The organism is Geobacter sp. OR-1, from assembly GCF_000813145.1.
Taxonomy (GTDB): Bacteria; Desulfobacterota; Desulfuromonadia; order Geobacterales; family DSM-12255; genus Geoanaerobacter.
The window spans coordinates 20,711-39,137 of sequence record NZ_BAZF01000028.1; the positions used below are offsets into that span (position 1 = coordinate 20,711).

General features: G+C 53.1%; 17 protein-coding genes. 15 read left to right on the top strand and 2 right to left on the bottom strand.

Going from position 1 to position 18,427, the window contains the following annotated elements:
- The first annotated feature begins 9 nt into the window (after window positions 1-9).
- The 4 genes from OR1_RS19105 (at window position 10) to OR1_RS19115 (ending at window position 2,479) form a co-directional block, all read left to right on the top strand.
- Window positions 10-864 (top strand): ATP/GTP-binding protein, encoded by an 855-nt coding sequence (locus tag OR1_RS19105; protein ID WP_052440679.1) that lies wholly within the window; start codon window positions 10-12, stop codon window positions 862-864.
- Window positions 854-1,285 carry an MgtC/SapB family protein gene (locus tag OR1_RS23345; RefSeq protein ID WP_370543377.1) on the top strand — a complete coding sequence of 144 codons (432 nt, stop codon included), beginning with the start codon at window positions 854-856 and terminating at the stop codon, window positions 1,283-1,285. The genes OR1_RS19105 and OR1_RS23345 overlap by 11 nt, the downstream gene beginning before the upstream one ends.
- A gap of 34 nt (window positions 1,286-1,319) precedes the next feature.
- A complete protein-coding gene (locus OR1_RS23350; RefSeq protein WP_370543378.1) occupies window positions 1,320-1,538 on the top strand; it encodes a hypothetical protein in 219 nt (72 codons plus the stop codon).
- A gap of 116 nt (window positions 1,539-1,654) precedes the next feature.
- Window positions 1,655-2,479, top strand: coding sequence for a cytidylate kinase family protein (locus OR1_RS19115; protein ID WP_041974451.1), 825 nt, complete (start codon window positions 1,655-1,657; stop codon window positions 2,477-2,479).
- A gap of 30 nt (window positions 2,480-2,509) precedes the next feature.
- On the opposite strand, the gene OR1_RS19120 is transcribed toward OR1_RS19115, so the two are convergent.
- Both OR1_RS19120 and OR1_RS19125 read right to left on the bottom strand, forming a co-directional pair.
- Window positions 2,510-5,485 (bottom strand): proline dehydrogenase family protein, encoded by a 2,976-nt coding sequence (locus tag OR1_RS19120; RefSeq protein WP_041974453.1) that lies wholly within the window; start codon window positions 5,483-5,485, stop codon window positions 2,510-2,512.
- Between the two features lie 2 nt (window positions 5,486-5,487).
- Window positions 5,488-6,579, bottom strand: a complete 1,092-nt coding sequence (locus OR1_RS19125) for a hypothetical protein (RefSeq protein WP_041974455.1) — start codon at window positions 6,577-6,579, stop codon at window positions 5,488-5,490.
- 152 nt (window positions 6,580-6,731) lie between these two features.
- Here OR1_RS19125 and OR1_RS19130 point away from each other — a divergent pair, with 152 nt between their 5' ends.
- The 11 genes from OR1_RS19130 to OR1_RS19180 form a co-directional block, all read left to right on the top strand.
- A complete protein-coding gene (locus tag OR1_RS19130) occupies window positions 6,732-8,063 on the top strand; it encodes a cyclic 2,3-diphosphoglycerate synthase (protein WP_041974457.1) in 1,332 nt (443 codons plus the stop codon).
- A gap of 110 nt (window positions 8,064-8,173) precedes the next feature.
- Entirely contained in the window at window positions 8,174-9,343 is a 1,170-nt protein-coding gene (gene rdgC, locus OR1_RS19135; protein WP_041974459.1) for a recombination-associated protein RdgC, read from the top strand.
- Window positions 9,344-9,634: 291 nt separating this feature from the next.
- The gene (locus OR1_RS19140; protein WP_041974461.1) at window positions 9,635-10,663 is read left to right on the top strand and encodes a response regulator; all 1,029 of its coding nucleotides are present in this window, start codon (window positions 9,635-9,637) and stop codon (window positions 10,661-10,663) included.
- A gap of 27 nt (window positions 10,664-10,690) precedes the next feature.
- The gene (locus OR1_RS19145) at window positions 10,691-11,089 is read left to right on the top strand and encodes a response regulator (protein WP_041974463.1); all 399 of its coding nucleotides are present in this window, start codon (window positions 10,691-10,693) and stop codon (window positions 11,087-11,089) included.
- A gap of 103 nt (window positions 11,090-11,192) precedes the next feature.
- Entirely contained in the window at window positions 11,193-12,968 is a 1,776-nt protein-coding gene (locus OR1_RS19150; RefSeq protein WP_152609981.1) for a methyl-accepting chemotaxis protein, read from the top strand.
- 14 nt (window positions 12,969-12,982) lie between these two features.
- Window positions 12,983-13,336 (top strand): STAS domain-containing protein, encoded by a 354-nt coding sequence (locus OR1_RS19155; protein WP_041974467.1) that lies wholly within the window; start codon window positions 12,983-12,985, stop codon window positions 13,334-13,336.
- Window positions 13,336-13,701 (top strand): response regulator, encoded by a 366-nt coding sequence (locus tag OR1_RS19160; protein WP_041974469.1) that lies wholly within the window; start codon window positions 13,336-13,338, stop codon window positions 13,699-13,701. The genes OR1_RS19155 and OR1_RS19160 overlap by 1 nt, the downstream gene beginning before the upstream one ends.
- Window positions 13,698-15,797, top strand: a complete 2,100-nt coding sequence (locus tag OR1_RS19165; RefSeq protein WP_152609982.1) for a chemotaxis protein CheA — start codon at window positions 13,698-13,700, stop codon at window positions 15,795-15,797. Before OR1_RS19160 ends, OR1_RS19165 begins: the two co-directional genes overlap by 4 nt.
- A 205-nt stretch (window positions 15,798-16,002) precedes the next feature.
- Window positions 16,003-16,602: a protein-glutamate O-methyltransferase CheR gene (locus OR1_RS19170; RefSeq protein WP_041974471.1), complete on the top strand. Its 600-nt coding sequence runs from the start codon at window positions 16,003-16,005 to the stop codon at window positions 16,600-16,602.
- A 2-nt stretch (window positions 16,603-16,604) separates the two neighbouring features.
- Window positions 16,605-17,204 (top strand): MBL fold metallo-hydrolase, encoded by a 600-nt coding sequence (locus OR1_RS19175; protein WP_041974474.1) that lies wholly within the window; start codon window positions 16,605-16,607, stop codon window positions 17,202-17,204.
- 140 nt (window positions 17,205-17,344) lie between these two features.
- A partial coding sequence (locus OR1_RS19180; protein ID WP_041974476.1) for an MCP four helix bundle domain-containing protein occupies window positions 17,345-18,427 on the top strand: 1,083 nt, incomplete at its 3' end.

The window sequence follows — 18,427 nt, forward strand, 5'->3', positions numbered from 1 at the left end:
GAGTTCTAAATGGCACTCGTTAACCATGCCAAACATGAAATCAATGCAAAAATAGTATTCTGCGGACCGGCAGGAGCAGGCAAGGCCACTCTTTTCAAGGCGATCTGTTCCAGGCTCCCGGCAGAAAACCGCGGTCAGTTGCGAAGCATGTCCATTCAGCAAGACAAGATGCTGTTCTTTGATTTTACCCACCCGGAAGGGTCTGATGCTGACAAATATTCCCTAAGGCTCCATGTTTATACCCTAACAGGTGATATAACCCATGGGAATGCCTGGAAAATGGTGTTAAAGGGAGTTGATGGGGTTGCATTCGTTGCCGATTCCATTGGACTGCGCCAGGATGCAAACCGGCAGACTTTTGAGCAGATGCAGGCAGCCCTGCATGCAAATGGTAAAAGATTCGCTGATATCCCTTCAGCGATTGTATGTACCAAACAGGATCTTCCCGAGGCAATACCCGCTGGGGAGTGCGACCTGGGTGGGCCGACCGGCAGTGTACCTGTTTTTGCGGTTGATTCTTTGACCGGCAGTGCTGTTCTCGATCCTCTCTGCGCTGTGCTTGAGGGAATACTTGCCGAACTGGAAGGGCTTGAACTATCCCTGCAGCCTGGGGCAAGAACACTGTGCAACCTTTCTTCCGGCAGGGGGGTGAAGCCGCCTGTTGATTTTGCCCCAGGAATTTCTGTACCGGAACCTTTGCTCGGCAAGGTTGCGGGAGCAGAGGATGACCGGTTGCCAACTATCTCATTTGACGGTCGTCCCGAACTCTCATCCGACGGCACGCTGTCCGTCGGTATAATGGCCAGTTGCTGTGGAAAGAGTTCTAAATCGACGCTCAAGATATCTCTAACTCATGGGAGCTGAACTGACCCTTGATATAGCGGTAAAGCTGGTGCTTGCTTCGATGCTAGGCGGAATAATCGGCCTGGAGCGTGAAGTGCATGGCCGCCCGGCTGGTTTCAGGACCCATCTGTTGGTTTCTCTTGGCTCATGTCTGTTTGTCATTACTTCGATATTTTTCTATCAGAAATTCGGGAATTTCACAGGGCAAGGGACTTTGGGCGTTGATCCCGGTCGTGTAGCTGCGCAGGTTGTTACCGGGATTGGCTTTCTCGGTGCCGGGGCGATCATTCGCGAGAAGGCGTCGATTCGAGGCCTTACCACTGCTGCATGCCTGTGGGTAGCAGCCGCTGTAGGGGTCGCCGTAGGAGTCGGGATGTATGCCACGTCCATTCTGGTTACCTCTCTGGCAGTGATAAACCTTATTTTTTTGAAAAAACCTTGAAAACCGGCTGAAAAAAGATACTTATTTCCGAATCATGGTCTGGACTGAAGACCACGAAGGTCAGATCGACAGAGTGGAACAATTACTGTCCGATTGCCGCATGGAGATGATCAATGTTGTGATTGAAAAGAATCTTGACCTGAAATCAGTGCTGCTTGAGATTGACGTCAAGAGCCGGTCTCGCGACGAATGCAACCGCCTTGTCGACCGCTTGTCGTCGATTCATGGGGTATCGAGGATAAGACTTGAATGATGCCAATGCCATTGCGGAATACCATCCTGCTTGAACGGGTATGGAATCCGTGTTAGCATTGCCAGCAATTTTGATTCGGGCAGACCGTTGAATACCTATCAGGAGGATGCAATTCGATGCCTATAATTACAATCTCACGCGAAATGGGCACAGGCGCCTTGGGCATAGCCAGGGATGTGGCCAAAAAACTGCGATATACGCTGGTGGACGGCGCCAAGATTTCCGAACTGGGCTCTAAATACGGCCTTACTTCCGATATTCTCGAGAGGGTAGACGAGAAACCGCCGGTATATATTACTGCCGAAGACAGGCATCAGGCTGCATATCTGAATTCGATCGAACTGATCATCCTTGATCTGGCCCGAAAGGGGAATGTGATCATTTACGGCAGGGGAGGGCAGGATCTTCTCAAAGGGATGGACAACGTACTCCGCATCCGTTTCGTCGCCCCTTTTGAAGAGCGGGTGGAAATGCTTGCCGAACGCGAGTGGATGGACCCTGATCTTGCCCGGCATCTGATCAGGAAGAGCGATCATCAGCGGGGCGGCTTCATCCATTTCTATTTCAACCGGGACTGGCAAGACCCTCTTGGCTATGACCTGATCTATAACACGACGAAACTTACTGCTCCATCCATAGTGGACAGCATCGTCGCTGCCGCAAAAGATCCCTGTCTGAAAGAAGCTGATCTGACCAGCCGGGATCTAATCGACAATATTATCGTCAACAAGCGGGTTGAGACTGCCCTTCTGGAATCACAGGAAATCGAGTATCTTCATTTCAACATCGAATCTGACAAAGGTATCGTCACGCTTTCCGGCCATGTGCATTCCGATGGAGAGCGCAAATCCGCATTGTCGATTATAGCAAAGGTTAAAGGGGTCAAACGGGTTGACGATCAGTTGCAAGTCGCCAATGTGTCGGCAAAAATGAAGGAGTGATAAAGTTTATCGCAAAATCGGATGAACTGTTTACTCATTTGGAGCAAATCCCCGTCTGACGGTGTTATGCGTCACAACGCGCGGTTGCAGGAAATGAAGTAGATAATCGCTGCCTCCTGCCTTGGTGCCGCCGCCGGACAATCCGAAACCGCCGAAAGGCTGTCTCTCCACCATGGCGCCGGTGCAGCCACGGTTCAAGTAAAGGTTGCCCACCCGAAATTCGCGGCTGGCGAGTTCAAGGTTTGCCGGACTCCGGCTGAATACTGAGCCGGTAAGCGCGTACCGGGTGCCGTTTGCCATAGCCAGCGCCTCTTTGAAGTCTCTCGCACGCATCAGCGACAGTACCGGGCCGAAAATCTCCTCCTGAGCCACCGTACCCGAAGGTTTCACATCCCCCAAAATGACAATTGGCACGTAATAACCGGCTGCCGGAATAGCGCTCTCGTAAAGAAGCATCCCTTCTTTTTTCCCTGTTTCAATATATTCGAGTATCTTTTGTTGCTGCAGCTGGTCGGCTACCGGACCGAGGAAGCAGGCAGGGTCTTCCGCCGGACCGATGGTGAGAGCAGCGGCAGCGGCAACAAACCGTTGCGTAAACTCTGGGTATATCTTTTCAAGGATTATCACCCGTGAGCATGCCGAACATTTTTGCCCCTGAAAACCGAAGGCTGACTGGAGCAGATGCGGAATTGCCTCATCCAGGTCGGCATCGTCATCGATTATCACAGCATTCTTTCCGCCCATTTCGCAGATGACCCGTTTTATCCCCCTTTGATCCGGCTGACGGCGTGCGGCCTTCTCGCAGATTTCAAGTCCTACCCCGGCTGAACCGGTAAAGGCGATCAGGTCTACCCCCGGGTGTTCTGCCAGGTAGTCCCCGATATCGCTCCCCAGGCCTGGCAGATAATTGAAAACGCCGGGCGGTATGCCGGCCTCGGTGAAGATCTCGACCAGCTGATGGCCGGTAACCGGAGTCAGGCTTGCAGGTTTGTAAACAACGCAATTGCCTGCGGAGAGCGCGGCAGACGTCATGCCGCAGCTGATAGCCAGCGGGAAGTTCCACGGGGCGATCACGGCTGCAACCCCGCACGGCTCATAGCTGGAAAGGTTAAGTTCCCCGGGTAGATTCCCCAGATGCTGCGGTACTGCCAGCCTAACGGCCTCCCGGCTGTAAAATTCAAGAAAATCTATGGCTTCAGCCACATCAGCATAGGCCTGGTCCCATTGTTTCCCAATCTCCAGCACCTGCCAGGCAGCCAGCTCAACCAACCGGCGCCGGGCAGCAGCAGCGGCTTTTTGCAGGATGGTTGCCCGTGCCGTTACCGGGGTGTCGCGCCAGGCAGGAAAGGCGGCTCTCGCGGCAGTTACCGCCACCTCAGCCTCAGTTCTGCCGCCGAGGTGAATCCTGCCGATTATTTCGTCGGGATTTGCCGGATTGGCGGAAACAAACAGTTCCTTTGCCGAAGCGTTGTTGCCGTTTATAAAGAGCGGCACGGTTATGGGAATATGCCGCCGGATCTCGGCAAGCTGATGACGGAACTCCTCGCGCAGCTCATTTCGGGTAAAGTCTGCCCCGGGCTCATTTCTGAAATGCTCTGCAGATGCCTTAACTACACGGGACGGTTTCTGCTCCTGATCTCTTTCGGCCGTGACTGCCGGGTTTTCAAGAAGCCGGTTGATCTCGTCCTGTTCTGCAAAACACTTGCGCAAAAATGACTCATTGGAGGTGTTTTCAAGCAGCCTGCGTACCAGATATCCCATGCCGGGCACCATCTTGCCATATGGAGAGTAGAGGCGGACCCGGCCGGTTTCGTGCAGTAGCGCTTTTTTGACCGGTTCTGCCATGCCGTACAGAACCTGAAACTCAAACCGGTCTGTTGGCACCGACAATTCCTCGGCAAATTCCAGCACTGCGGCAATTGACCTGAAGTTGTGGCTGGCACAGGCGAAGTGACATATTTTGTGATGTTCGAGGATCAGCCGTGATTGCCGTTCAAAGGCGGCATCGGTTTCGGATTTCAACCTCCAGACCGGGGGTTCCCAACCATTCTGCTCGGCCCTGATGATTTCAAAGTCCCAGTACGCCCCTTTAACCAGGCGTATCGCAATGGGGATCTCTTGCCGTTCTGCCCAGTCCAGGAGCTCCGGCAGATCTCTATCAGTGTCGCGGAGATACGACTGCACCGCTACCCCGAGAAAGGGATAATCCGGGTGCGCGAGTTTAAGTCGCCGGTACACCTCAAGGGTGATCTCCTTCATCCTGGTGGACTCCATATCGATACAGAGGAAGCCTCGGCAACTTATTACCGCGGCAACAATGGCTTCAAGCCCGGTAAGTATGGCCGAAACCGACCCCTCGAAATTGCGCGGATCGGCCAGACAGTAGAGGGCCGAAGGCTTGACCGCGATATTGATCTGCGGGGCATCACCCCAGTCCAGCCCCGGAGAACCGCTTGCCCCGCCCAAAGGGCGCCAGTTCTTTTGAGATAACCGCAAAGCAGAAAGCAATTCCAGGTAAACAGCTATATAATGATCCGCTTCTTCATGGGAAAGAATCGCCTCACCGAGCAGGTCGACAGCGCAGGCAAACCCGTTATCCCGCAGTTTTTCGATATTCCGGACCGCTTCTTCGGTGGTCTCGCCGATAACGAATTGACGGGCCATGCTGCGGATATTGGCACCGAGCGCCTTGCCTAGCATTGAGCCGCCAAGGCTGCCAAGCATGCCGGCTGCCTTCACCCCTGCGGTGAACACCTGCGGCAGTTGCTGCTCGCCGCCGAAATACTCCCGGATATGACCGGTGAGCTGGTCGCCGCTCCGCAAGGCCGGAAAGACATCGACAAAGCGGAACAGCTGCGTCTTGAACCGCTCGTCTTTCATTGCCCATTCCATCACCTTGCCGGCCCAGGTCCCGGAATCGAACAGGGATGGTCTTTCATCCCGTACAGCGGAATAAAGCCTTTTGCCATGCGCGATGATCCGTTCATCAAGAGTGTCGGAACCCATGTTCATCCTTTCAGGTTGTGCCAGAGATTGACCATGAAATCCTGCACATTGGTAAGAATGGCCCGCGCCTGGCAGGAACCTCTGTTGGCGAGCTTGTCGGCGCCGAATTCCGACATGTCGACAATATAGAAATATACCGGTCTCACCGAGCCGTTTTCCAACACCTTATAGCTTGGGACCATATTCCCGAATGCGATGGTGTGCAGCTGGGTAGCCAGGGCAATAACCGTGGTTGCGCTGCGGCTATGATGGCGCATGGCGTCCTGGGCACGGCACGAGTCGGTGATGACTTCCGGAAGAGGGCCGTCATCCCGTATCGATCCGGCAAGGACAAGCGGCACCTGGTGTTTGAGACAGGCGTGGATGATCCCGTCTATTATCCCCAGTTCAGCAATCGACCGAATCAGTGAACCGTGCCTCCTGACTTCGTTGATCACGTCGAGATGATGATAATGCCCGCGGGGATGGAGCTCCTGGGTGTAGATATCCTGCCCCAGGCCGGTTCGGAACATGGCCGCTTCAAGATCATGGGTTGCCAGCGCATTGCCGGCAAGAAGGGCATGGCAATATCCGGCATCGATCAATGCTGTCATCGCCTCTCTGCTGTCGCGGTCAAAGGCTACGGCCGGGCCGAGAACCCAGACAATGTAGCCGTTGTCCCGGTCGTGGCGGAGAATCTCGTACAGTTCATCGTAGGAACGCGAGAATGGGGTCTCTCTTGTGCCGCGGGTACGGAAAATGAATTTGTCGGCAGAGGCATCCATAACCGTATCGAAACCGGTAGTGTGGACGAAAATCCCTTCTTCACCGTTTTCGGTGCGGCCGAGGACCACCCGCTCTCCTGCCTTCACCAGTCTGGGTTCCACAACCTTAACGGTTCCATTGGCCAGAACAAGCACGGCATCCATTCTGCTTTCCGGTGCCAGGAGCCATTTCCCGCCGCCAAGATGAACGTATTCCGGGTGATTGGATGTAGCATGAAAGTTCCGCGGCAGAACTCCGTCACGAGGGGCATCCCCCAGGCTTGCCGCAGGGGCCGAAGCCAGATCGGGGCGCGAGAAATCAGGAGGGGTGTAATTGGTTGGGATCGGCATCTATTCCCCCTTATCTGCCAATGCGGAGATTTCGGCTCTATTGCCGGATTGAATGCGGCTGTAATTAAAGTAAATCGCTGGATTAGCCTCTTGTCAATGAAGCGTGCGGCATGGCTTGCATCTTGTGGTAACATTATTGCCGGAGGTGATTTGTGAAGCGAAAACGGGTCATAATCATGGGTGCGGCGGGTCGGGATTTTCATAATTTCAACTGCTGTTTCAGGAACAACGAGTCATTCCGGGTGGTCGCATTTACTGCGACGCAGATCCCATATATCAGTGGGCGCCGTTACCCGGCGGTCCTGGCCGGATCGCTGTATCCGGCCGGAATACCCATCTATCCCGAAGAACAGCTCCTCGAGCTTATTCGCCGTCTGAAAGCGGAGCAGATAGTATTCGCATACAGTGACGTCTCGCATGAAAACCTGATGCATAAAGCTTCGACAGTTCTGGCTTCAGGCGCTGATTTTTGCCTTCTGGGGCCGGACGCAACCATGCTGAAGAGCCGACTGCCGGTGATTTCGGTATGTGCAATCAGGACGGGGTGCGGCAAGAGCCAGGTTGTCAGATACCTGTGCGATATCTTGCGGGAAAAGGGGATCAGGCCCATGGTTGTCCGGCACCCTATGCCTTATGGCAACCTTTCTGAGCAGGCAGTCGAGAGGTTTGCCGATGTTGGCGACCTGGACCGGTTTCATTGCACCATTGAGGAGCGGGAAGAATATGAGCACCTTCTGGAACATGGCGCAACGGTTTATGCCGGGGTGGATTACCATCGGATTCTTCGGCAGATTGAAAAGGAGGCGGCAGTGATCATCTGGGACGGCGGCAACAACGACCTGCCGTTTTTCCGGCCCGACCTGGAGATCGTGGTGGTCGATCCGCTCCGGCCCGGCCACGAGACTGCCTGGTATCCCGGCGAAGTGAACCTTCGCAGGGCCGATCTGCTGGTAATCAACAAGGTGAATGCTGTCGAACCTTCCGTGGTTTCCGCTTTGATGAATACGGTACATAACGTCAATCCGGCTGCCAAGCTGGTGCGGACGGCATCGGAAATCACGGTCGAAGATGGGGAGCGGATCAGAGGGAAGAACGTGCTGGTAATCGAGGACGGTCCCACCATCACTCACGGCTCCATGCCGTCCGGCGCCGGCCTTGCCGCGGCAATCCGGTATGGCGCGGCAGCGGTGATCGATCCCCGGCCCTGGGTGCAAGGTTCTCTGCGCGACGTTTATAATGCGTTTCCTCATATCGGTCCCGTGCTCCCCGCTCTGGGGTACAGTTCCGTGCAGGTTGCCGATCTGGCCGCTACAGTGGCAGCAGTACCCTGCGATCTGGTGCTGGCTGCCACCCCCATAGACTTGAAACGGCTGTTTGAGACGACCCGGCCGGTTTTGCGCGTATCGTACGACATTGCCGAAGAAAGCGACCTGCCGCTAAAATCGGCAGTCCTGGCTTTTCTCGCCGGACTGGGCCGATCATAGTAGCAATCAGCTCTAATTACCCGGATGCATTCCGCAATCCCATAAACCTCTTGATCTCTCCTGCGAAAAGTTGTATCGATGTGACCCTCAATTTTCGAAGGAGCAATCGAATGGGTATCCTGTCCAATACCGTAAGCATCTGTCAGTTCCGTGTGGTTGGTGATCTCCCAGTTGCGGATTTTTATGAATGGGCCTCTGTCAGCCTTGCACGAAAGGGGTTTGCCCCTATAGACCATAGCACCGCGGAATTATCCGTCGGGTGGGTCCAGGTCGATGACCATCGGGACAGCAGCTTTTCCGTTCCGTCGGCATTCTGGCGCGACCATTACCTGGTCTTCACCCTGCGTCAGGACCGGCGGCATATCCCGACGGTCCTGCTCCGCAGTCATCTTCAGCTTGAAGAGCGTGAATTTCTGACGGCAAATCCCGGATATTCCAAGGTCCCGAAACAGAAACGCGAAGAGCTCCGCGAAGCGGTACGCTCCAGGCTCCTGGCCCGTATTCTTCCTGTCCCTGCCACATACGACGCAGTATGGGACACTGACAGCAATCTCCTTACCCTGGCGACTGTCGGGGCAAAGAGTGTCGAGCAGTTTGAAGCCTTGTTCAAAAAGAGCTTCGAGGGGCTTCGCCTTGTGGCGATACACCCTTATTCCCGTGCGGAACGAGTTGTTGCCCCGGAGATGTTGCCTCTGCTGGTCAAAGCGAACAGGGCGAATTCCGACGCAGTTCTGGACCTGATCAAGTGCAACAGGTGGCTCGGCTGGGATTTCCTGCTCTGGATGCTTTACCGCACTATGAACGAGTCCTCGGAGTACCGGGTAAGCCGGCCCGGTCATGCAGTTGCCGGAGAGGGGTTCGTGGCATATCTGAATGACAGGATTGTCCTTGGTCTTTCCGCCGAGCAAGGGGTGCAGAAGTTTACCGCCTCTGGCCCGATGGAGCAGTTTGCTGAGGTTAGGACCGCTCTCAAGTCAGGCAAGCAGATTAACGAGGCGACTCTTTATCTGGAGCGGGGGGAGCATCTATGGAAGATGACGCTCAAGGGGGAGCAGTTCCAGTTTTCCTCATTCCGGTCGCCGCAGGTAAAGGAGGAAAAGGACAACACCGTTGACGGCGTAACCGAACGGGAGGCGTTGTTTTACGAGCGGATGTATCTGCTCGAACTCGGGCTGCAGCTTTTTGACAGCCTGTATGAGGCGTTCCTGGCGCAGCGGCTCAGTACGGCATGGGATATTGAGCAGAAGAATATCGATTCCTGGCTCAACGAAATCCAATAGCAACAGAAGAAACGGCGTCTTTGTGCAGATGGCAAGGCTGCAATGATGACGCCGGATGCAAATCTATCCTGTACACAAAATCCCTATCCCAGTTATCGGAATGATGCCCCACAATCTGTTTCGGCATGCCGAAAACTTTTTGGACGGAATTGTCCCGATCTGTCCAATTAACGTAATTCTCCCTCGCAGTATATTTTAAAAAACATTAAGTAAAGATAACTCCTCATCCTCCGATAAGACAATCAATCTGTAATTTCTCCGAATCCTAACTCTCATTGACTGGAATCTTAAATGGATATCGATCCGATAAAGGTTTTACTGGTTGATGATGACGAGGATGAAGCTTCTGCGACCCGAACTGTTGCCAGCAATGAGGCGGTTGCATTGGATAGGAATATCAGGTCTAATTTCTATGCAAGTATGAGGCATGAAATGCGAACCACCATGCACGGAGTGATAGGATCGCTTGACCTCCTTGATGAAACGGAATTGACCGAGAAACAAAAAGAATACCTTAAGTTGGCAAGGCATTCGGCAGATGCCATGATGGGGATGCTTGATCGTCTGTCTGAATATACCAGCAGCAATCTTATCGGGACTGATACGGGAAGAGCTGTTTCTGGCGGGCAGGGTAAAGGCGCGAAAAGCGAAACCGGTCGGCAATTCAAGGTCTTGCTCGCCGATGACAGCAAAGTTACCAGAAAGGTATTCACGCACCTGCTGGAGAAACATGGTCACAAGGTAGTTGCGGTAATTGACGGCAACGAGGCTGTTGCCAGCTATGTAAAAGAGCCGTTTGACATTGTCCTTATGGATGTGCAGATGCCTCAGATGAGCGGATTGAACGCCACAAAACTGATAAGGGCCAAGGAAGCAACAACCGGGGCGCATACGCCGATCCTAGCTTTAACGGCTGCCGAAACCAGAGAAGAGATTGAACGGTGTCTGCAGTCCGGAATGGATGGCTATCTACACAAAAATGCCGATGCGGTTGAACTCCTGGAGAATCTGGCACGTTACATTACGGCGCCAGGCGCCTCTCCGGTGCTATCAGACGGATCCGCCATGGCAACCGTGTTTTCTGAATTGGTGGCAGCTTTCAACCTGCGCAATGAGGAGCATTTTGAAAGCTGTGCATTCAGGCTCAAAAAACTCGCAGCAGAAGCCAAACTGACGAAAGTAGCTGACGAGATATTGAGGATACAGTTGGCTTTCAGGAGCGGGGCCGTGGAAAAGGTAGGTAATATGCTGGAAATGCTGAAGAAATCTATTGCGGAGAAAAAAGAAGGGGAAAGAGGATTTGAACTGAATATGCGCTAAGGTTCATATTTTAAGGAGAATAACCGGATGAAAACACTAATAGTTGAAGACGACTTTATATCGCGCAAGATTCTGAAGGAAATGTTGTCTCCCTATGGGGAGTGCGATATCGCCATTGACGGTCAGGAAGCGGTGCAGGCATTCAGGATGGCGCAGGAAGAAGGGGCCTGTTACGACCTGATATGCATGGACATTATGATGCCTAACATGGATGGCCAGGAAGCTATGAAGGCGATTCGCGCCTTGGAAAAGGAACGGGGCGTAAGTGAAGGGGATGAAGTAAAGGTTGTTATGACTACGGCGCTCGGAGACCCAAAATCCGTTGTCGAAGCGTTATACAGAGGAGGGGCGACTTCATACCTGGTGAAGCCTATCGGGAAGAACAAACTTCTATCGGAATTACGAAATTTTGGCCTTATTCGCTGATTTGGTTTCATTCAGGCAAATAATCAGGGGTACCATGGGAGTTTGAATGATCAAAAATCTTATCCATACAAAAAACAACACCTTATCTGAACGCACATCAGTTATGGATAAAGGTATTGAGACGATAGTATTCCCTTTTGCCTCGTGGGGGGAATCGCTGGCACTGATGACGGAAAAGCTGCAGCAGCTTTCGGGGTCTACAGAAGGTGAATTTCTCTCTATTGGAGCCAGGTTGCAGGACTATTATTTCAGAGCCGGGTCGATTGACCGGCTTGCTTCTGATGTGACGGCTCAGGTCAGCGGGGAAGAGGTTCAGGGAGCTATTGAGCATCTTGTGACCCTGCTCGATAAAATGCAGAATTACCTGGTTGATTCGGAGCGTGAGGCCGGACTGGATTGTGAATCGCTTGGAAACGTGCTTCGCCTTCTGGAACAGGTTGTCGAGCCGCTAAGCGGCTTCAGCACGATAAATAAGGTGCTGAGAATGCTCGGCATGTCAACCAAGATTGAGAGTGCCCGGCTCGGAAACAGCGCCGCCGGTTTTGATACCATTGCCGCAGATGTTGCCAACCTGTCAGTACAGGTGCTGGAAAAGTCACAAACAATCCTGACGCAACAATCTTCTCTCTGCGACACGATCAGAAAAACCCTTGAAGGTGTGGAAAAAACCGAGGCCGAACAGATTCAGCGGGTGCAGGGAATTCTGGATAAAACCCGCGCCAGCCTTGCTTCTCTTAAAGAGATAAACAGTAATTGCTCGGTAATAGCGTCTGTAGTTGCTTCTGCTTCTTCCGAAATCTCGAAAGGCATGAGTGAAGTTGTTACGTCAATGCAGTTTCACGACATTGTCCGTCAGCAGATTGAACATGTCGAAACCGCGCTCGCAGAACTTCATCACAGGGTAACCTCCTGCGGATCAGAGGAGATGGACCTTGCAGTGGAAATGACGGATATATGCGAACTCCAGGCGGCTCAACTTCGCCAGGCCGGGGATGAGATATCCGATGCGGTAAGAAGTATTATTGACAATCTCTGCAAGGTTTCCGACAAGGAATCGAATACGGCATCAAAGACCAGGGAGATGGCAGGGGTCGCCGACCGGGCGGGGAGCTCTTTTTTCAGTGACATGGCAGACGATCTGAAGAAGATCGCTGCCGTGTTTGCAAGCAATGCCGAAGCCAACAAATCGATTACCCGTGCCATGACAAGTGTTGCCGGTACTGTCGGTGAGATTGTAACCTATGTGGGTGATATTGAGCATATTGGTGAAGAGATCGAACTGATTGCTATGAATGCGCAGATAAAGGCAGCCAGAACCGGTGCAGAAGGTGCTGCCCTCGGAGTGCTTGCCGAGGCGACCCAAAGGCTTTCCGTAGAAGCGCAGGAACAGACCGGCAATGTCTCTAGAACTCTGCTTGCGGTAACCGAAACCACTGAAAGCCTTTTCCACGACGTCGGCGAAGAAGCGGAGAACCTGGAAAACGAAATAGACTCGATAGTAAATGAGCTCGATTCAGTCTTAAATTCATTGCGGCTGCTGAATGAAAACATAATCGAAAAGGTTCAATCCCTGGAAGGCGAAGTGCTTGCGCTTTCCTGCGATATTGAATCCACAACAAGTTCCATATCGGTCCATGAATTAATGGCCAGCGGGCTCTCGGATGTCCTCGGTGCTCTGAATGCAATCGTCGCCGAAGCAGCTGCCCTTATCCCGATTGATCTGGCCAAGGGTAAAACCGCCCGGCTTCAGGAGTTGGCCACCAGATACACGATGCACAGCGAGCGAAAGGTTCATGCCGGATTTGCAGGGGCTGAAGGGTTTGATACATTTTCCGGTAGCGGCAGTGAAGAGTCGGACGACAATGTTGAACTATTCTGATGGCGGAGGAATATATGGAAGAGTTTACAGCTGACAGAACTGGTGGTCCGGAAAACCTGGTGATGCAGTTATCCGGGAGCATGACGATTCATAATGCCGTCGAGATCAGGGACGCTCTGCTTGAAGCCTTCAAGGAAGCCACAAAGCTGACCTGTGATCTCGAAAAGGTAAGCGACATAGACCTTGCCGGGTTGCAGCTTCTTTGCGCGACCCACAGGTCTTCCTGCGTTTCGGGCAAGCAATTTGACGTGGTCGGCCTCGACAGGGAAGATTTTTCTAAAGTGTTGGAGTGTGCCGGGTTTGCCCGTCACATCGGCTGCATGCAGAATGAGAATAATCGCTGTATCTGGGTCGGAGGTGCACAGTAATGGGAAAAATTATCATGACAGTTGATGATTCTGCGAGTGTCAGGCAGATGGTCAGCTTTACGCTGAAGCAGAACGGTTATGATGTAGTTGAGGCCGTAGATGGAAAGGACGGCCTTCAGAAGCTCTCTTCGAGCAAGGTCGATATGATAATTACCGACCTCAACATGCCCAACCTCGACGGTATCGGGCTTATCAAGGGCGCGCGCGCATTGCCGGCCTGCAAGTTCATCCCCATTGTCATGCTGACGACAGAGTCCCAGGATTCGAAAAAGGCTGAGGGGAAGGCTGCGGGAGCGACCGGGTGGATAGTAAAGCCGTTCAAACCGGAACAACTGATCACTGTTGTGAAAAAGGTGCTGGGATGATAGACGCTCATAGACAGGCATTCAAGGAAGAGGCGTACGAACTGGTGGCGGAACTGGAAACCTCTCTGCTGGCACTCGAAGAGGTGCCTGACGACAAGGAAACCATAGGACGGGTTTTCCGGGCGATGCACACAATCAAAGGTTCCGGCGCCATGTTCGGATTCGAGGATATTGCCGCCTTCACGCACGAGGTTGAGACAGTATTCGACCTGGTCCGCAACGACAAAATCCCGGTTACCAAGCAGCTCATAAATCTGACCCTGTCCGCCCGGGATCAGATCAAGGCAATGCTGGATTCTTCCGACAGCGGCAGCCCGGTAGACGATTCGGCAGCCGCAGCACTGATATTGGAACTGAAGAAGCTTCTACCGCAAACCGGTGAAGATGATTTCACCCCTGTCTCTGCAACAAAAGCACCATTCCAGCCTCAAGGGAATCTCCTTACCTATCGGATCCGGTTCAAGCCTGCTCCGGACATCTTCATGAGCGGCACCGATCCGCTCAAGCTGATCGCAGAACTGTCAGACCTGGGGGCATGCCGGCCCATAGCCCAGCTCTCCGGAATACCGGTGCTGGAGGAGTTCCAGCCGGAAAGCTGCTATGTGCATTGGGACATAATCCTCACCACGGCCAGGGGTAAGGATGCGATCGAGGACGTGTTTATTTTCGTTGCCGATGATTGCGAAGTCGTCTGCGATGTTATTGATGACGGCAGCATTGAAACGGAAGGGGATTACAAGAAACTGGGTGAGATCCTTGTCGAACGTGGAGACATCTCGCGCGAGGATATGGACAAGGTCCTCTCAATGCAAAAGCGGTTTGGCGAACTCGCGGTGGCAACCGGACTGGCAAAACCGGATGATGTCCAATCTGCCCTGGTCGAGCAGCAATGTGTAAAAGAGGTTCGCCAGGAGCGGCAGGTGCAGCAGGCGGATTCCGGTACCAGCATCAGGGTGCCGGCAGACAAACTCGATGCCCTGGTCAACCTGGTCGGCGAACTTGTTACGGTCCAGGCCCGGTTATCGCAGACCGCAATGTCCAAGAGAGATGCCGAACTGGTAAATATTGCCGAAGAGGTTGAACGTCTGTCCGCGGAACTCAGGGACAATGCGCTCAACATCAGGATGCTGCCGATCGGGACTACTTTCAGCAAGTTCAAGCGGTTGGTGCGCGACCTGTCCAACGAGCTGGGCAAAGAGATCGAAATGACTACCGAAGGGGCTGAAACCGAACTGGACAAGACCGTCATCGAACGGCTGAACGATCCATTGGTTCATCTGATCCGGAACAGCATCGATCATGGCATCGAAAGCCCGGCAGAGCGGATATCGGCCGGAAAACCGAGTCAAGGTACGGTTCACCTGGCTGCGGTTCATTCCGGGGACAGCGTGCTCATCTCCATAACCGACGACGGTGCCGGGCTTGACCGGGATGCGATCCGGGCCAAGGCAGTGGAAAAGGGTCTGATCCAGGCAACTGCGGAGCTGTCCGACAAGGAGATCTATGCCCAGATCTTTGCTCCCGGATTTTCCACGGCTAAGCAGATTACCAGCGTATCCGGGCGCGGCGTCGGCATGGATGTGGTCAAACGGGCCATAGACGCCCTCAGGGGCACAATCGACATCAACAGCACACGCGGGGTCGGAACGACAATAACGGTCAAGATCCCTCTCACCCTGGCAATAATTGAAAGTCTGCTGGTAAAGATCGGAGCCGATTGTTTCGTGCTGCCGCTGTCACTGGTTAATGAGTGCGTTGAACTTACCCGGGAACAGGTCGAAGATTCTCATGGCAGGAACCTGGCTAATGTGCGCGGTCATCTGATCCCTTACGTCCCGCTGCGCGAGCAATTCGGTATTACGGGCACTCCGCCGGCAATCCAGCAAATTGTCATAACCGAGGTCAACGGATTGCGGGTGGGGTTTGTCGTAGATAACGTCATCGGTGAGCATCAGACCGTTATCAAGTCTCTCGGCAGGGCCTATAAGAACGTGGAAGGTGTTTCCGGTGCGACCATCCTGGGAGACGGCAGTGTTGCCCTTATCCTTGATATCCCGCACCTGATGCGGGGAGCCGAGATGTCTGAACGGGCTTAGTGAAAGTCTAAGCAGTGATCAACGCCCATAAATGAAGATGAAGAAATTGAATCCGGACCTTGTTGTAACAGCTGAAACGGTGCGAGCAAGGTCCGGATTCTCGCGGCGTTAGATGGTCTCTGTCTGAACGCTTCTTCTGTTGTGCACTTCTTTTCGACAAAAATATTTCTTTATCAATCCCTCAGCAGAACGGAGCAGGCTATTCATGGCTTTTACCTTCTTTTTCCGTGATATCCACACAATCGAACATATAGTGCGTCATGTAGTGCCATTCGCAGCCGGACGGAGCGTGGTCAAGGTATGGGATGCCGGATGCGCCATGGGGCCGGAACCATACACCCTGGCCATTGTCTTTGCCGAAAACATGGGGAAATTTGCCTATAAAAACCTGAAGATTGATGCCACCGATATCGACGGCAGCAATCTTTTCGGCGATATAATCCGTGCTGGAGTCTATCCTTACGAAGAGCTGCAGAGAATACCGAAAGAGCTTTTCGAGAAGTATTTTCTGCCTGACGGGGATGGTCAATTCAGGATCATCGAACCGGTCCGTACCAGGCTGGCCTTTCAGAAGCACGACCTGCTTGCTCTGAAGCCGATCGGAGACGGTTTTTGCCTGATAATGTGCAAGAATGTTCTGCTTCATTTCAGCCACGAACAGCGGATCGAAGTCATAAAAATGTTTCATGCGGCACTTGCCCCGGGAGGGTTTTTTGCGAGTGAGCAAACCCAGAAAATGCCGAAGGAGCTGGCCCATCTGTTCGAGCAGGTGACCCCTGACGCCCAGTTGTACCGAAAGCGCTGACCATGAAAGTATTTACGCTTCACGGCAGTCCGGATGTCTACAGCTGTCGTTCTTATCTCGTTTTGGGAGACTGGAACCGGATAGAAGACGTAAATACGCTGATCGACACCGGAACCGACGGCTCGATTCTCAATGAAATTGAAGCGATTTCCACCGGCATCGGAAAGCGGGGTGTAGAGCAGGTTATCATCACCCACAATCACTTTGATCATACTGGTGGCCTCGATGTGATAATCAAGCGATTCAATCCCAGAATCTATTCCTATGGCGATCTCGGACGAGGTGAAAGGCGCCTGCGCGGCTGGGAGACTTTGCGTATCGGCGATTGCGATTGCCGGGTAATGCATACCCCCGGCCATTCCAGTGATTCCATTTGTCTCTATGCCGCCGATCAGGCGGCGCTCTTTTCCGGCGATACTCCGCTCAGGATTCTCTCTCCCGGCGGTTCGTACAGCGGGGAATTCCTTTCCTGCCTGCAGCAGATCGCTTCCCTGCGGGTTGAGGCCATCTATCCCGGTCACGATGATCCCATCCTTGCCGATGCCCACCAGGTCATACTTCACACCCTTGCCGCCGTGCGCCGCAGCCATATAAGCCCCTGAATAAATTCGGTAAAACTCATTAGCAACTTTTATTAAAGTCTGTTGACGAATTTCCGATATGAGTAATAATTGAAGAACCTATCAGGGTTTCCCTTGGTGGTAGTTCAGAATTATCGAAAGTACAAAACAGGAGGGGCACTATGTTTAAGAACATGAATCTCAGTAAGCGGTTATCTTTGGGGTTTGGTCTGCTGCTGGTTTTGATGGTGGCCCTGATCTGGATCGGTATCAGCGGCATGTCCAAAATCGAAAATGAAATGGAACGGATCGTCAAGGTAAACGCGGTAAGGATTTCGTATGTCAGCGATATGAATATGAACCTTGCCAACATCGGTATCAATCTCCGGAACATGCTTTACAATGACAACCCGGAAAAGAGGAAGGAATACAGCGAGCGGATTACCAAGTTCCGGGGTGAATATAACAATAATTTCAAAAAAGTTGAGGAAATGACCAACAAAACCGATACCAAGGCGACTGATATCATCAACAAGATTAAGGAGAGCATTGTCACCTCGCGCGAATTGAATAACAAGGTCATGGCGCTGGCCCTGGCCAATAAGGACAAAGAGGCTAACCAACTGATGAGCAAGGAGGCGGCGCCGGCAGAGCGTGCCGTGACGAAACTGTTGGAGGAACTGCTCGACCATAACATGGAGCGGAACAAGATCCGCTACGAGGAGGCGGTTGCCGCCTATATCCAGGCTCGCAACTTTATGTTCGGCCTTGGTGCCGTAGCGATCCTGCTGGGAATCTTTACCGCATTCTACCTGACCCGCTCAACATTAAATCAGCTGGGCGCTGACCCGAAAGAGGTCGGAGAAGTCGCCAACCTGGTCGCAGTCGGTGATCTCAGCCGCGAGATTGCACTCAAAACCGGCGACACAACCAGTGTCATGGCCGCCATGAAGAAGATGGTGGAGACGATTCGCACGCTTGTAGCAGATGCCTCCATGCTTTCCGATGCCGCCATCGCCGGCAAGCTCGACACCCGCGCCGATGCCTCCAAACATCAGGGTGAATTCCAGAAGATCGTGGTCGGCTTCAACGAGACCCTCGATGCGGTCATCGGGCCGCTGAACGTCGCGGCCGAATATGTCGACCGGATCGCCAAGGGCGACATCCCGCCCAAGATCACCGATCAATACAGTGGCGACTTCAACGAGATCAAGAACAACCTCAACCAGGCGATCGACGCCGTCAACGCCCTGGTTAATGACGCC

Excerpts from the sequence above, each read along its gene's own strand:
- OR1_RS19115 (WP_041974451.1), top strand. The coding sequence starts at position 1,655 with ATGCCTATAATTACAATCTCACGCGAAATGGGCACAGGCGCCTTGGGC.
- OR1_RS19175 (WP_041974474.1), top strand. The coding sequence starts at position 16,605 with ATGAAAGTATTTACGCTTCACGGCAGTCCGGATGTCTACAGCTGTCGT.
- OR1_RS23350 (WP_370543378.1), top strand. The coding sequence starts at position 1,320 with ATGGTCTGGACTGAAGACCACGAAGGTCAGATCGACAGAGTGGAACAA.
- OR1_RS19105 (WP_052440679.1), top strand. The coding sequence starts at position 10 with ATGGCACTCGTTAACCATGCCAAACATGAAATCAATGCAAAAATAGTA.
- OR1_RS19145 (WP_041974463.1), top strand. The coding sequence starts at position 10,691 with ATGAAAACACTAATAGTTGAAGACGACTTTATATCGCGCAAGATTCTG.
- OR1_RS19160 (WP_041974469.1), top strand. The coding sequence starts at position 13,336 with ATGGGAAAAATTATCATGACAGTTGATGATTCTGCGAGTGTCAGGCAG.
- rdgC (WP_041974459.1), top strand. The coding sequence starts at position 8,174 with ATGGGTATCCTGTCCAATACCGTAAGCATCTGTCAGTTCCGTGTGGTT.
- OR1_RS19120 (WP_041974453.1), bottom strand. The coding sequence starts at position 5,485 with ATGGGTTCCGACACTCTTGATGAACGGATCATCGCGCATGGCAAAAGG.
- OR1_RS19170 (WP_041974471.1), top strand. The coding sequence starts at position 16,003 with ATGGCTTTTACCTTCTTTTTCCGTGATATCCACACAATCGAACATATA.
- OR1_RS19155 (WP_041974467.1), top strand. The coding sequence starts at position 12,983 with ATGGAAGAGTTTACAGCTGACAGAACTGGTGGTCCGGAAAACCTGGTG.
- OR1_RS19140 (WP_041974461.1), top strand. The coding sequence starts at position 9,635 with ATGGATATCGATCCGATAAAGGTTTTACTGGTTGATGATGACGAGGAT.
- OR1_RS23345 (WP_370543377.1), top strand. The coding sequence starts at position 854 with ATGGGAGCTGAACTGACCCTTGATATAGCGGTAAAGCTGGTGCTTGCT.
- OR1_RS19165 (WP_152609982.1), top strand. The coding sequence starts at position 13,698 with ATGATAGACGCTCATAGACAGGCATTCAAGGAAGAGGCGTACGAACTG.
- OR1_RS19125 (WP_041974455.1), bottom strand. The coding sequence starts at position 6,579 with ATGCCGATCCCAACCAATTACACCCCTCCTGATTTCTCGCGCCCCGAT.
- OR1_RS19150 (WP_152609981.1), top strand. The coding sequence starts at position 11,193 with ATGGATAAAGGTATTGAGACGATAGTATTCCCTTTTGCCTCGTGGGGG.